This window comes from Pseudonocardia sp. P1, assembly GCF_000178675.2.
Lineage (GTDB): Bacteria > Actinomycetota > Actinomycetes > Mycobacteriales > Pseudonocardiaceae > Pseudonocardia.
On the sequence record NZ_ADUJ02000001.1, the window covers coordinates 1,996,672 to 2,010,926 of the forward strand.

General features: G+C 74.9%; 14 protein-coding genes. 7 read left to right on the forward strand and 7 right to left on the reverse strand.

All coding sequences use genetic code 11. The features are described 5' to 3' along the window. Window positions 1–24 precede the first annotated feature (24 nt). Entirely contained in the window at window positions 25–651 is a 627-nt protein-coding gene (locus tag PP1_RS08730) for a TIGR03085 family metal-binding protein (protein WP_010241507.1), read from the reverse strand. A gap of 178 nt (window positions 652–829) precedes the next feature. Between PP1_RS08730 and PP1_RS08735 the strand changes: the two genes are divergently transcribed. Beyond that, window positions 830–2,146: an MFS transporter gene (locus tag PP1_RS08735; protein ID WP_010241509.1), complete on the forward strand. Its 1,317-nt coding sequence runs from the start codon at window positions 830–832 to the stop codon at window positions 2,144–2,146. Between the two features lie 143 nt (window positions 2,147–2,289). Beyond that, on the forward strand, window positions 2,290–3,021 hold the full coding sequence (locus tag PP1_RS08740) for a Crp/Fnr family transcriptional regulator (RefSeq protein ID WP_010241510.1): 732 nt from the start codon (window positions 2,290–2,292) through the stop codon (window positions 3,019–3,021). 7 nt (window positions 3,022–3,028) lie between these two features. Here the strand turns inward: PP1_RS08740 and thyX are convergent, their stop codons facing one another. Further along, a complete protein-coding gene (gene thyX / locus PP1_RS08745; protein ID WP_050802541.1) occupies window positions 3,029–3,793 on the reverse strand; it encodes an FAD-dependent thymidylate synthase in 765 nt (254 codons plus the stop codon). Between the two features lie 88 nt (window positions 3,794–3,881). On the opposite strand from thyX, the gene PP1_RS08750 reads away from it, so the two are divergent. The 4 genes from PP1_RS08750 to PP1_RS08765 all read left to right on the forward strand — a co-directional run bounded on the left by PP1_RS08750 (window position 3,882) and on the right by PP1_RS08765 (window position 7,735). Then, window positions 3,882–4,466: a toxin-antitoxin system HicB family antitoxin gene (locus PP1_RS08750; RefSeq protein WP_010241513.1), complete on the forward strand. Its 585-nt coding sequence runs from the start codon at window positions 3,882–3,884 to the stop codon at window positions 4,464–4,466. Next, window positions 4,463–5,599, forward strand: coding sequence for a DUF4097 family beta strand repeat-containing protein (locus tag PP1_RS08755; RefSeq protein WP_083697060.1), 1,137 nt, complete (start codon window positions 4,463–4,465; stop codon window positions 5,597–5,599). Before PP1_RS08750 ends, PP1_RS08755 begins: the two co-directional genes overlap by 4 nt. 55 nt (window positions 5,600–5,654) lie before the next feature. Continuing rightward, window positions 5,655–6,098, forward strand: coding sequence for a nitroreductase/quinone reductase family protein (locus PP1_RS08760; RefSeq protein ID WP_010234971.1), 444 nt, complete (start codon window positions 5,655–5,657; stop codon window positions 6,096–6,098). A gap of 92 nt (window positions 6,099–6,190) precedes the next feature. Then, window positions 6,191–7,735, forward strand: coding sequence for an AbgT family transporter (locus PP1_RS08765; RefSeq protein WP_010234968.1), 1,545 nt, complete (start codon window positions 6,191–6,193; stop codon window positions 7,733–7,735). 34 nt (window positions 7,736–7,769) lie between these two features. Here PP1_RS08765 and PP1_RS08770 read toward each other — a convergent pair whose 3' ends face one another. Next, a complete protein-coding gene (locus PP1_RS08770) occupies window positions 7,770–9,026 on the reverse strand; it encodes a winged helix-turn-helix domain-containing protein (protein ID WP_029239744.1) in 1,257 nt (418 codons plus the stop codon). Window positions 9,027–9,975: 949 nt separating this feature from the next. Beyond that, window positions 9,976–10,905, reverse strand: coding sequence for a dioxygenase family protein (locus PP1_RS08775; protein ID WP_010237123.1), 930 nt, complete (start codon window positions 10,903–10,905; stop codon window positions 9,976–9,978). 126 nt (window positions 10,906–11,031) lie between these two features. On the opposite strand from PP1_RS08775, the gene PP1_RS08780 reads away from it, so the two are divergent. Continuing rightward, window positions 11,032–11,562 carry a GNAT family N-acetyltransferase gene (locus PP1_RS08780; RefSeq protein ID WP_075314060.1) on the forward strand — a complete coding sequence of 177 codons (531 nt, stop codon included), beginning with the start codon at window positions 11,032–11,034 and terminating at the stop codon, window positions 11,560–11,562. A 9-nt stretch (window positions 11,563–11,571) separates the two neighbouring features. Here the strand turns inward: PP1_RS08780 and dapB are convergent, their stop codons facing one another. The 3 genes from dapB to PP1_RS08795 all read right to left on the reverse strand — a co-directional run bounded on the left by dapB (window position 11,572) and on the right by PP1_RS08795 (window position 14,209). Further along, window positions 11,572–12,321 (reverse strand): 4-hydroxy-tetrahydrodipicolinate reductase, encoded by a 750-nt coding sequence (gene dapB / locus PP1_RS08785; protein ID WP_202796341.1) that lies wholly within the window; start codon window positions 12,319–12,321, stop codon window positions 11,572–11,574. Between the two features lie 66 nt (window positions 12,322–12,387). Then, on the reverse strand, window positions 12,388–12,867 hold the full coding sequence (locus PP1_RS08790) for a DUF456 domain-containing protein (protein ID WP_010227241.1): 480 nt from the start codon (window positions 12,865–12,867) through the stop codon (window positions 12,388–12,390). 34 nt (window positions 12,868–12,901) lie between these two features. Continuing rightward, complete coding sequence (locus PP1_RS08795; RefSeq protein WP_010227239.1) at window positions 12,902–14,209, reverse strand: M16 family metallopeptidase; 1,308 nt, start codon at window positions 14,207–14,209, stop codon at window positions 12,902–12,904. Window positions 14,210–14,255: the final 46 nt, after the last annotated feature.

The window sequence follows — 14,255 nt, forward strand, 5'->3', positions numbered from 1 at the left end:
CCGCCTCGGCGGTGCGATGAGACCTCAGAGCCCGGAGGGCGCGGCGCGGTAGGCCTCCACGTCGGCGGGCAGCCCCTGGACCTCGACGCGGGCCGCGTCGCGACCGAACGCGTGCAGCACCAGCTCCGACGGCTCGCCGACCACCGTGACCAGGCCGTGCCCGGTCGCGACGACCTGCTGCGCCCCCTCCGGACGCTGCAGCACGATGCCGACCGGGCTGCGCCGGAACAGCAGCTTCGCCTGCGACGACAGCAGGGTCCACAGCTGCCCGTCGCGCTGCGGCTCGGACGGCCGCGGCTCCCAGCCGGCCTCGCCCCGCCGGAGGTCCTCGTGGTGGACGAAGAACTCGGCGCCGTTGGCGATCTCGTCGACCTTGCCGACCTTGAACGGCGACCACCCCGGGGGGCCCGTGCGGAGGTCGTCGATCATGTTCGGCCAGGCCTCGGAGGCGTAGCCCTCCATCGCCTTCTCGGTGACCCCGGACAGCGCGGGCACCAGGATGCCCGCCGCGCTCCACGGCTGCCGCTCCCGCACCAGGAGGTGGGTGAGCAGGTCACGGGCGTTCCAGCCCTCGCACAGGGTCGGGCGGTCCGGGCCGGAGCGTTCGAACTCGGCGCAGATGGCGGCACGTTCGTCGGTCGCGAGGCTCACCGTGCCCAACGTAGTGCGCGCGGCCGTCCGACGCCCACCGGCGCACCGCACGACGAGCGGCGGACGAACGGTCGACAGACGGATGACGGAACGACGCCGTTTTGTAGCCAGTGATACAGATCTCACCCGTCGGGGTGCGCATACTCCCGGCGTCCCGTTCTCAGCGGAGAGGACTCCCATGACGCACGCTGCCACCACGCAGCCCCCGAACTCGATGCGCCGCATCGCGCTCGCCAGCATGACCGGCACGGTGATCGAGTTCTACGACTTCTTCATCTACGGCACCGCCGCCGCGCTGGTGTTCAACAAGGTGTTCTTCCCCGAGCTCGGGGCCGCGGCCGGGACCGCGCTGGCGCTGGCCACCTTCGGCGTCGCGTTCGTCGCCCGGCCGTTCGGGTCGATCCTCTTCGGTCACTTCGGCGACCGTCTCGGGCGCAAGGGCACCCTCGTCACGACGCTGCTGCTCATGGGCTTCTCGACGCTGGCGATCGGCCTGCTGCCGACCACCGGGACGATCGGCGTGCTGGCACCGATCCTGCTGGTCGTGTTGCGGATCCTGCAGGGTCTGGCCGTCGGCGGCGAGTGGGCCGGTGCGACGCTGCTGACCGCGGAGAACGCACCGACGAAGGCCCGCGGCAAGTACGCCCTCTATCCGCAGCTCGGCCCGTCGGTGGCGTTCGCGCTGGCGTCGGCGACGTTCCTGATCACCGCGCTGACGATGAGCGACGCGGCGTTCGCCTCCTGGGGCTGGCGGATCCCCTTCATCGCGTCGGTGCTGCTCGTCGGCGTGGGTCTGTACGTGCGCCTCGCGCTGGAGGAGACGTCGTCGTTCCGCAGCAGCAAGGCGGCGACCACCTCCACCCGGCTCCCGGTCGCGGAGGTGTTCACCAGCCGTCCGGCCGCGGTGTTCCTCGGCGCCGGCTCGACGACGGCCGTGTTCGCCTTCTTCTACATCGGCGTCACCTACCTGACCAGCTACGGCACCCAGCAGCTGGAGCTGCCCCGGCCGACCGTGCTGGCGATGGGCATCGTCGGCGGTCTCGTGTTCGCGATGACCACGATCGCCTCGGCGATCCTGTCCGACCGCGTCGGGCGACGGCGGATGGTCGTGATCGGCAACATCGCCTCGGTGGCGGCGGGCGTCGCCGCGTTCCCGATCATCGACATCGGCACGGCGTGGTCGTTCGGGCTCGGGCTGTCGCTGGTCCTCGGCGTCGTCGGCATCGCGTACGGCCCGATCGGCGCGCAGCTGCCGGAGCTGTTCCCGACCCGGTACCGCTACACCGGCGCGGGGATCGCCTACAACCTCGCCGGCGTGCTCGGCGGCGGTGTCGTCCCGCTGATCTCCGCGGCGCTGGTGCCCGTCTACGGCAGCCTCGCGATCGGCCTGCTGTTGGCCGGGGTGTCGCTGGCCAGCCTGCTCTGCACGCTGGCACTGCCGCAGACCGACGCCGACTCGCTCGCCGCGCAGGACGCGCAGCCGGCGACCGTCTGACCGCGGGCCCCGCCGGGCCCACCGCTCGTCCGTCCGGGCCGCACCGGGACGCCGTACGGCTTCCCGGGCGGGCCGGGCCGGGCTACCGTCCGCACCATCGGACGGCGGCCGGTCCCTCGACGGCCGCGGGAGGCGGGTGACGGGTGACGGCCGGGACGGCGGACGACGCGGGCGCGGACCGGGCCCACGGCCCGGCCGGCGATCCCGTCTCGCCCTTCCTCACCGCGCCGGCGACGCCCGTGACCGACCGGCTCGCCGGTCTGGGGACCCCGCGCCGCTACGCCCGCGGCGAGCACGTCTACCGGCAGGGCGAGCTGTCCACCCGGCTCCACCTGGTCGTCTCCGGGCGGGTGCGCATCTACCTGCACCGCCCGGACGGTTCCGAGCGGTCGCTGGCCTACGCCGAACCGGGCGCCACCCTCGGTGAGGCCGCCTGCGTCGACGGGCGGCCGCGGCACCTCGCGTCGGTCTGCACCCAGCCGTCGGAGATCGTCTCGGTCACCCGGGACGCGCTGCTCGACGCGGCCCGCGCCGAGCCCGAGCTGCTGCTGGAGATCACCCGGCGGATCGCCTACAAGCAGCGCGTCATGCAGCTGCACGTCCTCATCGAGGGCCTGCCGGCCCGGGAGCGGGTCATCCTGCTGCTCGGGCACCTCGTGGAGGCCTACGGCGAGGTCGCGCTCGACACCGTCACCCGGCTGTCGATCCGCCCGGCCGTCGACGAGCTGGCCCTGCTCGTCGGCCTGACCCGGGTGACCATGAGCCGGGAGCTGTCCCGGCTGGTCGCCGAGGGCCTGGTCGAGAAGGAGGGCCGCAGCATCGTCGTGCGGGACCTGCCGGACCTGCGCCGCCGGGTGCACGCCGTCCTGGCGTGAGGAGCGCTCAGCCCTCGCTGACCAGCGGGCTGGAAGCGATCTCGGTGCCGTCGTCGAGCTTCTGGATCTCGAAGTCGGCGAAGACGTTCGGCACCTCGCGCTGCAGCTGACGCAGGCACTCCACCGCCAGGTTGCGGATCTCGACGTCGGCGTGCTCGGAGGCCCGCATCGCGACGAAGTGCCGCCAGGCGCGGTAGTTCCCGGTGACGACGATCTTCGTCTCGGTCGCGTTCGGCAGCACCGACCGGGCGGCCTGACGGGCCTGCTTGCGGCGCAGCGTGCCGTTCGGGACGTCGGCGAAGCGCTTCTCCAGCCCTTCGAGGAGCTTCTGGTAGGCGCTCAGCGCGTCCGCGGACGCCTGCAGGAACAGCTCGTGCAGCTCGGGGTCGTCGGCGATGACGTCCGGCTCGACCATCGCCGCGTCCCGCTCGGGGACGTAGCGCTGGGACAGCTGCGAGTAGGAGAAGTGCCGATGGCGGATGAGCTCGTGGGTCAGCGACCGCGAGATCCCGGTGAGGTAGAAGCTGACGCTGCCGTGCTCCAGCACCGAGAGGTGCCCGACCTCCAGGATGTGCCGGACGTAGCCGGCGTTGGTCGCCGTGCGCGGGTTCGGCTTGCTCCACGACTGGTAGCAGGCGCGCCCGGCGAACTCGGCGAGCGCCTGGCCACCGTCGGCGTCGGTGGACCACGGGACGTCCGCGGGCGGGGTGAACTCGGTCTTCGCCACCAGCTGGACGGTCAGCGGGACGGTCTGCGGCGCGGTCTCCGACATGCGCCCGAGCGTAGCCTCGGCGCCCCCCGACATCACCGGTGACGGCATCTCCTTGAAATGACATCGCGAGTGACGCCATAGTGACGTCATGGACCTCACGCCGTACGTCACGCAGCTGCGTGACGACCTCGCCGCCGCCGCGGCCGCCGGGGACGAGCAGGCCCGCCGCACGGCGGCGCTGCTCGGCTCCGCGATCGAGCCCGCCGCCCGCCTCGCGATCATGAACGCCCTCTCGGACCTCGCCTCGGAGGCGACCGCCGCCCTCGGCGACCGCTCCGTGGAGGTGCGGCTGCACGGCCGGGAGGTGCGGGTCTCGGTCTCGGGCACGCCGTCCGGCGACGGGCCGCAGCAGCCCGCCGGCCAGGCCCCGACCGGGACGACCGGGGGCCGGCCCGACGGGTGGACAGGCGGGTGGCCCGGCGGGTCCGAGGGGACCGGCGGCCCGTCCGGGCTGCCGTTCGGCGCCGACGCGGGCGACATCAGCCGGGTGACCCTGCGGATCGTCGAGCAGATCAAGTCGCAGGCCGAGCGGGCGGCGCAGTCGCAGGGCGTCTCGCTGAACACCTGGGTGTCCCAGGCGGTGCAGGGCGCCCTCGCGGGCGCCGAGGAGCGTGCCCGTGGCGGGCGCGGGCCGGGCGACGGACGGAACCTCCGGGGATGGGTGCAGGGATGAACGACGAGCGTGACGACACGACCGGCCCGATCGACGGCGGGGACGCCGGGGGTCCGGGCGCTCAGGGCGCGGGCGACGGGCCCGGCGACCGCTCTCCCGGCTCCGGAGCGGGCACCGGTGACCGCGACTCCGATCCCGGTGCCGGGACCGGTTCCGGGGCCGGTGCCGGGACCGGTCCGGTCGACGCGCGCCGGGAGAGCTGGGCCTGCACCGGCCCCGCCGAGCTGGAGATCACCATCGGTGGCGGCGACGTCCGGATCGACCTCGTCGAGGACGCCGCCGAGGTCCGCGTCGAGGTGTCGGCCGACCGCTCCGGCGCCCCGTGGTCCGGCGGCCTGGGCGGTCTCCTCGACTGGATCGGGACGTCGATGAGTGGCGGCGGGGCACCGCCCGCCGCCGGCTGGTCCGGGCGCGGCTTCGAGCCGATCGTCGGCGCCCCCTGGGAGCGGACCGGCGACCCGTCGGCCGAGGCCGTCGACGCCGTGACCGTCGAATGGTCCGGCCCCGGCGGGCGGCTGGTCGTGCGCGGGCCCGACGAGCCCGGCCTGAGCAGCGTCCCGTTGAGCGTGACCGTCTCGGCCCCGGCCGGGTCGCGGGCCGCCGTGCGGACCGGCGCGGCGGGCGTCCGGGTGACGGGCCGCGCGTCCTGGGCGGCCGTCCGGACCGGGTCGGGCACGGCGCGCGTCGCCGAGGTGACGGGTGATGCCGACATCACCACCGGTTCCGGCGGGATCGACCTCGGCTCGTGCGGCGGGCGCGCCGAGCTCCGCACCGGCGGCGGTGGGGTCGAGGCCGGGTCGCTCGCCGGGCCGTCCCGGGTGCGCACCGGCAGCGGCGACGTCCGGCTCGGGCAGGTGACGGGCGATCTCGAGATCCGCAGCGGCTCCGGGGACCTGGTGCTCGCCGACGCGGTCTGCGGCGACGTGCGGGTCAGCACCGGCTCGGGAAACGTCCGCGTGGGGGTGCACTCCGGTGTCGCCGCCGAGCTGGACCTGTCGACCGGCTCCGGCCGGGCCCGCAGCGAGCTCGACGTCCGGCACGACGGCCCGCCGTCCCCCGCGGCCGTCCGGCTCTCGGGCCGCACCGGCAGCGGGGACGTGCTCGTCGGACGGGCGGCCGCCGTCGCGGGGTGACGCCGTTTCCCTCGATGATGGAGATGGTTGTTCATCGAGGAGTACGGTCGGTGGCATGGAGCGCACCGAGATCGCCGCGATGAACGCCGCCATGACCGGGCGGGTGCTGACCATGCCCGCCGCACCCGTCCCGGACGGCGGGTACGCCCTGCGCGTGCTGCGGACCCGGGGACGGCGCAGCGGGGAACCACGGGACACCCCGGTGGGCGTGGTCGGTCACGGCGGGGCGGAGTACGTCGTCGCGCCGGTGGCGGCCCGGGACTGGGTGCGGAACCTGCGCGCGACGCCCGGCTGCACGCTCCTGGCGAGCGACGGCGGGAGCGAGCGGCGTGCCGTCGAGCCGGGGCCCGGCGAGGCGGCCGCGGCCGTCGTCACCTACCTGCGGGCGATCGACCAGCCGCAGGCGTTGCGGGCGTTCCCGGTCCCGGCCGACGCCTCCGCCGACGACGTCGCCGCCCACCTCGGCACGATCGCCGTGTTCCGGCTCGACAGGGACTGACATCTCCCCGCCGGCCCGGCCTCGCGGGGGTCGACCGTTCGGGCCGGACGGGCTAACCTCCCGGCTCCGATCAGCCGATCCGCGGGGGACCGTTGAGCGAGCAGACAGCACCGGAGACACCGTCACGGCTGACCCGGGCACTCGGCGTCGTCGAACGGGCCGGGAACAAGCTGCCCGACCCGGTGATCCTCTTCGTGGTGCTGTCGGTGCTGCTGGCCGGGCTGTCCGCGGTGCTCGCCGCGGCCGGGCTCACCGCGCAGGTCCCCGGCCAGGACGAGATCACCCCCGTCCGCAGCCTGCTCACCGGTGACGGGCTGCGGTTCGCGCTCACCGAGGCGGTCACGAACTTCGTCGAGTTCCCGCCGCTCGGGACGATCATCGCGGTCCTGCTGGGCATCGCGGTCGCCGACCGCTCCGGGCTGCTGCCGACGCTGCTGCGGGTCACCGTGCTGCGGGCACCGCGCCCGCTGGTCACCCCGGCACTGATGTTCGCCGGGGTCTGCGGGTCGGTCGCGTCCGACGCCGCGTACATCGTGCTGATCCCGCTCGGCGCGATGGTGTTCCGGACCCTGGGCCGCAACCCGGCGGTCGGGGCGGTGGCCGCGTTCGTGTCGGTCGGGGCGGGGTACGACGCGAGCATCCTCGTGACCGCGACCGACGTGCTGCTGGCCGGCATCACGAACTCCGCCGCGGCCGTCGTGGACCCGTCGATCCAGCTGACCGCGCTGTCGAACTACTGGTTCAACGTCGTGAGCGCGCTGCTCATCGCCCTGGCGGCGGCGGTCGTCGTCGACCGGGTCGTCGAACCCGCCGCCGGCCGGTCCACCGAGGAACCGGCTGACGCCTCCGGGCACGAGGAGGCGGAGGCCGCGGAGGCGCGGGACGCCGAGATCTCCCGCGACCAGGTGCGTGGCCTGCGGGACGCCGGCCTGACGCTGCTCGCGCTCCTGGCGCTCTACGCGGCGGCCTGGCTGCCTGCGGGCTCCCCGCTGCGGGACCCGGACACCGGGGACCTGGTGCCGTCGCCGTTCCTGGACGGCATCGCCGTCGTGCTGCTGCTGACCTTCCTCGCGGTCGGCATCGTGTACGGGCTGCGGGTCGGGACGGTCCGCCGCGCCGCCGACGTGCCGCGGCTGATGCGCGAGGGGCTCGTCGACGTCGTCCCGATCCTCGTGCTGTTCTTCGTGATCGCCCAGTTCCTGGCCTGGTTCACCTGGACCGGGCTCGGCCAGTGGATCGCGGTGTCCGGCGCGGAGGTGCTGCAGGCCTCGGGCGCCCCCGCGCCGGTGCTGCTGTTCCTGACCGTGCTGCTGGTGTTCGCGCTCGGCCTGGTGATCACGTCGGGATCGGCACAGTGGTCGCTGCTGGCCCCGGTGCTGGTGCCGATGCTGCTGCTCGTCGGGATCGACGCCGACCAGACGATGGCCGCGTTCCGGATCGGGGACTCCGTCGCGAACTCCCTCACGCCGATGAGTCCGTACTTCGCCGTCGCGCTCGGGTTCCTGCAGCGCTACCGGCGTGACGCCGGCATCGGCACGCTCATCTCGATGACGCTGCCGATCTGTGCGGCGATGTTCGTCGTCTGGACCGTCCTGTTCCTGGCCTGGGTGTCGCTGGGGATCCCGCTCGGGGTCTGATCAGGCCGCGTCTCTGATCAGGCGGCGTCTCTGATCAGGCGGCGTCCGAGCGACGGAGCTCCGCGTGCAGCAGCGCCGCGAGGCCGCCCCGCTCCCCCACGACGACGCCGTCGAGGCCCAGCCAGCCGGCCATCGTCGTCAGCTCGGCGGCGAGCTCGGCCGCGATCCGCGACTCCGGCCCCGGGGCGCCCGGCTCGGCGAACGCGCCCGGCACCCGCAGCACACCGGCGGCGCGGTCGGCCTTGAGGTCGACCCGGCCGACGAGGCGGCCGTCGAGCAGGAATGGGAAGACGTAGTAGCCGTACTCGCGCTGCGGCTCGGGCACGTAGATCTCGATGCGGTAGCGGAAGCCGAAGATCCGCTCGGTGCGGTCGCGCTCCCACACCAGCGGGTCGAACGGGCAGAGCAGCGCCCGGCCCTCGACCGTGCGCGGTGCCCGGGCCGCCGGGTCGCGGTAGGCGGGCTTCGCCCAGCCGCGCACCGCGACCGGTTCGAGCCGCCCGCCGTCGACGAGCTCGTCGATCGCCGTGCGGGTGCGTTCCGGGCCGAGCCGGTAGTAGTCGCGCAGGTCGGTCTCGGTGCCGACGCCCAGCGCCGAGGCCGCCTTGGCGATGAGCTCGCGGGCGGCGTCGGCCGGGTCGGGTGGCGGGCCGTCGAGGACCTCCGGCGGGAGAACCCGCTCGGGCAGGTCGTAGCGGCGCTCGAAGTGCTTCCGGGTGCCCACGGCCAGGTCACCCACCGCGAACAGGTACTCGCAGACCCGCTTGACCTCGGACCGCTCCCACCAGGTCGCGCCCGGCGGTCGCGGGCGGACGGTGCCCGCCCGGCCGCCGGGTGCCAGCGCCTTCTCGATCGCACCGGCGCCGATCGGGCCGGACTCGGCGACGACGTCGCGGATGTCCCCGGCCAGCGACGGGTGCTTCTCCAGCAGCGGCCCGTAGTGCTTCCACCACCGCCGCGGCAGCGTCTCGTGGCCGAGCAGCGGCCAGTCCTGCACGGGGACCAGGCTCGCCTCGTGCGCCCAGGTCTCGGCGAGCAGCCGTGGGCGGCGCGCGCTCGGTGACCAGGCGGCGTCGTCGAGCAGGGACGCCGGGTACGCCCCGAGCCTGCTGAAGATCGGCATGTAGTGCGCGCGGACGGCGACGTTCACCGAGTCCAGCTGCAGCAGCTTCACCCGGTCCAGCACCCGCCCGAGATGCCGCCGGGTCACCGCGCCCGCAGGCCGGGGGTCGGCGAAGCCCTGCGCTGCCAGGAAGGTTCGCCGGGCCACGTCTCCCGAGATCGTCCGCACCCGCCGGATGCTGCCACGGACCCCCGACAGGAACCGGCCCGCACCCCGCAGCCGCGCCCGCGCCCCGTGGCCCGGCGCCGCATCCGTGGTCGGCGAGGCACCCACCGCCCGGCGCCGCATCCCGTGGCCTGGCGAGGCACCCACCGCCTGGCGCCGCACCCCATCGCCTGGCGAGGCACCCCATCGCCTGGCGCCGCACCCGATCACCTGGCGAGGCACCCGCCGCAGAGGGTGCGCCGGTCGGGGACGGGGTGCCGCTCCCTCGGCCGCACCCCACCCAGGTCCGTGCCCGCGCCCGACCGCCGCACTTGCCTGACCCGGCATGGCGCCCCCTGATCCGTCGCCGCACCCCACGGCCCGGCGGGGCACTCCACGGCCCGGCGTGGCACCCGCTGCAGACGGTGCGCCGGCCGGTGACGGGGTGCCGCACCCGGCCGGGGGGGGTGCCGGCACACGTCACTGCCCGAGCGATGCGCTTCCGGAGCCGCCGATTGCCAACCGTCTCGATCCCCGCACCCCGGCCGCGCCGCACCCGCTCGCCCGGCGAAGCACCCCGTGACCCGGCGTCGCACCAATCGCAGAGGGTGCGCCGACCAGTTACGGGGTGCCACGCCCTCGACCGGCCGCCGCCGTGGCCGGCTACCGCTCCCCTGACCGGTGCGGCACCCGCTGACCGGGAACCGCACCCCCTGACCCGGCGTGGCACCCCGTGGCAGGGCGCCGCACCACGTGACCGGCGTGGCACACCGTGGCAGGGCGCCGCACCCCGTGACCGGTGTGGCACCCCTTGGCAGGGCGCCGCACCCCGTGACCCGGCGTGGCGCCCGCCGCAAAGGGTGCGCCGGCCAGTGACGGGGTGCCGCGCCCTGCCACGGGGTGCCGCGGCCCGCCACGGGGTGCCGCGGCCCGCCACGGGTGGCGGGCACGGTCACGGGGTGCCGGGTGTGGGTCAGTTCCCGGGCGGCGGACCGCCGGGGCCGCCTCCCTGCCCGCCGGCGGGCCCGCCACCGGACCCGCCGTCCGGTGCACCGCCGCCGGTGGGCTCGGTGGTCGTGTCCACCGCGGCCGTCAGCGCCACGGTCCAGCCGCGGGTGACGTCCCCGCTGACCGTCGCGACCTGCAGGGCCCCGCCGTCGTCGCCGAAGACGTTGTCGCTGTCGAGGGACACCTTCGACAGGTTCGTCACCGACTGCTCGTAGCCGGTCGTGGCGTACACGGCGGTGCACATGTCCTGCGGCAGCGCGACCTGCGAGGTGGCGATGGCGTTGCCGGCGTCGGTGATGTCGGCGACCGCCGGGTAGACCTCGAAGTGGATGTGCGGCCAGCGGCCGTCGTAGCAGGCCGGGACGATGCTGGTGAACCGCACCGTCCCGTCGCTGCCGGCGACCTGGACGCCGCGCAGGTAGTTCTCGTTCTCCAGCCCGGACGAGTAGAGCGAGTACTCGCCGGCGCGGTCGCAGTGCCACACGTACACCGCGGCCCCGGTCATCCCGGCCGCCGCCATGTCGGTGATCGTCAGCTCGAGGGTCATGGGCACGCCCTCCGCGGTGGCGCTGCCGGTCCCGAAGCTGGACCGGATGTCGCTGCGCACCACACCGGACTCGGTGAGCACGTTCGCCCCGTTGGAGCCGTCGCCCGGGTACGGGCCCGCGGTCTCGTCCGGGATCTCGCCGGTGCTCGTGGTGCTCGTGGTCGACGACCCGGACGACCCGGACGCGCCGCACGCGGCCAGGCCCGCCGTGGCTGCGCCGATGCCGAGCACCGCGAGCATCCGGCGGCGGCTGAACAACGTGCCGAGATCGAACCCGAGGCCCTGGTCGACGACCTCGTCGTCGGGGCGGGGCAGCGGGCGGCCCTCGTAGGTGGGGCGCGGGCTCATGCGGTCCTCCAGGAGCGTCGGTCGGGAACTGCCACCGACGGTAGGAACCGCACGTGGGCGGCGGCCCGGGATCATCTGTGCGTCCCCTGTGAGCGGTGCCCGCCACGGACACGGTAGGCATGGGGCATGGCCACCGCGAGCGTCCGCCCCGCCACCGACGACGACGTCGACGCCGTCGTCGGGATCCAGGACCGCACCTGGCGCACCGCCTACGCCGGGCTGCTCCCCGAGGAGGCGTTCGCGAGCCTGACCTCCGACGCGGCCCGCTCGCACTGGCGCGACGCCGTGCACGCGGGCGACGACTTCCACCTGTTCGTCGCCGTCGAGGGCGCCGAGACCGTGGGATTCTGCGCCGCCGCGCACTACGCGGGAGCCGACGGCCTGTCGATCGCGGAGATCTCCGCGCTGCTGGTGGAGCCGCGGTGGGGGCGGCGCGGGCACGGCGGACGGCTGCTCGCCGCCGCCGCGGCCGCGCTGCGCGGGTCCGGCTCCGGGTCGGGGCGGGCGTGGCTGCCCGAGGCCGACGCCGCGTCCCGGGGGTTCTACGCGCGCGCCGGCTGGCAGCCCGACGGCGCGGTCCGCACCCTCGACACCGGCACCGGCACGCTGCGCGAGATCCGGGTCGGCGGGACCCTCGACCTGCACCTGACCGGCTGAGGGGGCCGGTCAGACCAGGCCGAGCAGTGGCTCCAGGCCGATGGTCAGACCGGGCCGCGACCGCACTGCCCGCACGGCCATCAGCACGCCGGGCATGAAGGACGCCCGGTTCATCGAGTCGTGCCGCATCGTGAACACCTCGCCGTCGGTGCCCAGGATGACCTCCTGGTGCGCGATCAGACCGGGCATCCGGACCGCGTGCACGTGGACGCCGTCGACGACCGCGCCGCGGGCACCGTCCGGGTCGGTGGTGGTGGCGTCCGGGACGTCGCCCAGACCGGCCTCGGCACGGGCGGCGGCGACCACCGACGCGGTGCGGGCCGCGGTCCCGGACGGGGCGTCGACCTTGCCGGCGTGGTGCAGCTCGACGATCTCGGCAGAGTCGAAGAACTTCGCGGCCTGCCCGGCGAAGTGCATCATCAGCACCGCGCCGACCCCGAAGTTCGGGGCGACCAGCACGCTTCCGGAGCCGTGGGCGTCGAGGACGGACCGGACCTCGTCGAACTTCGCGGCGTCGAAGCCACTGGTCCCGACGACCGCCGCGACCCCGCGCGAGACGCACGCCCGCACGTTGTCCAGCGCCGCACCGGGGTGGGTGAAGTCGACGGCGACGTCGGCGCCGTCCAGCGCGGCGAGGTCGTCGCCCGCGTCGAGGGCCGCCACCAGCTCGGTGTCCCCGGCCGCCTCGACCGCACGGCAGACCTCGCTGCCCATCCGGCCCTCCGCGCCGAGCACCGCCACCCGGATCGTCCCGCTCACCCGCACACCTCGTTCCCAGATCTTCTGACCGACGTCGTGACCGCAGGCGAGTCTAGGCAGTGCCGCTCAGCCGGCGACGAGCCCGCCGATCCACACCGCCGTCGCCAGCATCCCGGCGGCGAGCTCGATGAGGATGCTCCACCCGACGGCGGTGAGCGCCTCCTTCGCCGATCGCCAGGCCGTCGCGGCGTCCGGGAGCCGCACCAGCTCGGCCAGCCACACCCCGAGCACGAACCCGAGGAACAGCCCGACCACCGGGACGACGAAGAACCCGACGACACCGAGCAGGAGGCCCGCGAGCAGGGTCCGGGTCGGCACCCCGGACGCCTTGAGCCGGCGGCCGGGGAGCAGGTACTTCGCGACCTGGCCGATCACGGTGACCAGCACGGCGAGACCGAGCACCCACCAGCCGACGGCGTCGCCGCGCGGCACCGCCCACACCGCGATCCCGCCGACGATCAGTACGGGGCCGGGGAGCACCGGGAGCACGATCCCGGCCAGCCCGACCGCGATCATGAGGCCGGCGAGGACGGCGAGCCAGGTCATGGCCCCACCCTGCCAGGTCGTGATCGACCCCGGCTCACAGGTCGCGCAGGGACCCCGGGAGAGCGGACTCGTCGTCGTAGGGACCGACGACAGCGGCGGTGAGCGGCTGGTCCAGCAGGCCCGCGGCCAGCGCCGCGACCTCCGCCGGGGTGACGGCCTCGATGCGGGCCAGGCTGTCGGTCAGCGACCGCTGGCGCCCGTGGTCGAGCTCGGCCCGGCCGAGCCGGTTCATCCGGGACGCCGTGTCCTCGCAGCCCAGCACCAGTCCCCCGCGCAGCGCGCCCTTGGCCCGGGTCACCTCGGCCTCGGTGAGCCCGCCCCCGGCGACCTCCGCGAGCACGTCACGCACGACGGCCACGACCTCGCCGAGCCGCTCCGGTGCGCAGCCGGCGTACACCGACAGGGCACCGGCGTCGGCGTAGCGGGCGACCGAGGAGTAGACCTGGTAGGCCAGCCCGCGCTGCTCACGGACCTGCTGGAACAGCCGCGACGACAGGCCGCCGCCGAGCGCGTTGTTCAGCACCGCGAGCACCGGCAGCCCCGGGACGTGCCGGCCCGCGGCCGGGACGCCCAGCATCACGTGTGCCTGCTCGGAGTCGTCGGGCTGCAGGCCGAGCGCACCGGAGCGGGCCGGGCGCACACCGGTGGCGGCGCGCGGCGGGACGGCGACGGCGTCGGCGTGGCCGTTCGCCGCGGGTGCCAGCGCTGCGGCGACGAGTTCGGCGAGCCGGTCGTGCTCCAGGTTCCCGGCGGCGGCGACGACCATCCGTGGCGTCGTGTACTCCCCGCGCCAGAACGCGTGCAGCGTCTCCCGGCTCATCGCCCGGACGGACTCCTCGGACCCGATCACGGGACGGCCGAGCGGGTGCGACCCGAACAGGGTCTCGTCGAACAGGTCGCCGAGCAGGTCCTCCGGGTCGTCGTCGCGCATCGAGATCTCCTCGAGCACGACGCCCCGTTCCAGCTCGACGTCGGTGCGGGCCAGCTCGGCGTCGGTGACGACGTCGGCGAGCAGGTCGACCGCGAGCGCCACGTCGGTGTCGAGGACGTGCGCGTAGTAGCAGGTGTGTTCCTTGGCGGTGAAGGCGTTCAGCTCACCGCCGACGGCGTCCATCTCCTCGGCGATCCCGGCCGCGGTCCGGCGCCGGGTGCCCTTGAAGAGCAGGTGTTCCAGGAAGTGTGCGGCACCGGCCTGCTCGCCGGTCTCGTCGACCGAGCCGATGCCGATCCAGATGCCGACGGCGACCGAGCGGACCCCGGGCACCGTCTCCGTGACCAGCCGGACGCCGCCGGGCAGCTCGCTGCGCCGCACCGCGTCCGGGGTCGCGAGATCGGCGGGCACGCGGGCGGCGGCCCGGGAACCCTGGGGTTCCCGGGCCGCCGCCCTG

Excerpts from the sequence above, each read along its gene's own strand:
- PP1_RS08775 (WP_010237123.1), bottom strand. The coding sequence starts at position 10,905 with ATGAGCCCGCGCCCCACCTACGAGGGCCGCCCGCTGCCCCGCCCCGAC.
- PP1_RS08790 (WP_010227241.1), bottom strand. The coding sequence starts at position 12,867 with ATGACCTGGCTCGCCGTCCTCGCCGGCCTCATGATCGCGGTCGGGCTG.
- PP1_RS08735 (WP_010241509.1), top strand. The coding sequence starts at position 830 with ATGACGCACGCTGCCACCACGCAGCCCCCGAACTCGATGCGCCGCATC.
- PP1_RS08755 (WP_083697060.1), top strand. The coding sequence starts at position 4,463 with ATGAACGACGAGCGTGACGACACGACCGGCCCGATCGACGGCGGGGAC.
- PP1_RS08760 (WP_010234971.1), top strand. The coding sequence starts at position 5,655 with ATGGAGCGCACCGAGATCGCCGCGATGAACGCCGCCATGACCGGGCGG.
- thyX (WP_050802541.1), bottom strand. The coding sequence starts at position 3,793 with ATGTCGGAGACCGCGCCGCAGACCGTCCCGCTGACCGTCCAGCTGGTG.
- PP1_RS08780 (WP_075314060.1), top strand. The coding sequence starts at position 11,032 with ATGGCCACCGCGAGCGTCCGCCCCGCCACCGACGACGACGTCGACGCC.
- PP1_RS08750 (WP_010241513.1), top strand. The coding sequence starts at position 3,882 with ATGGACCTCACGCCGTACGTCACGCAGCTGCGTGACGACCTCGCCGCC.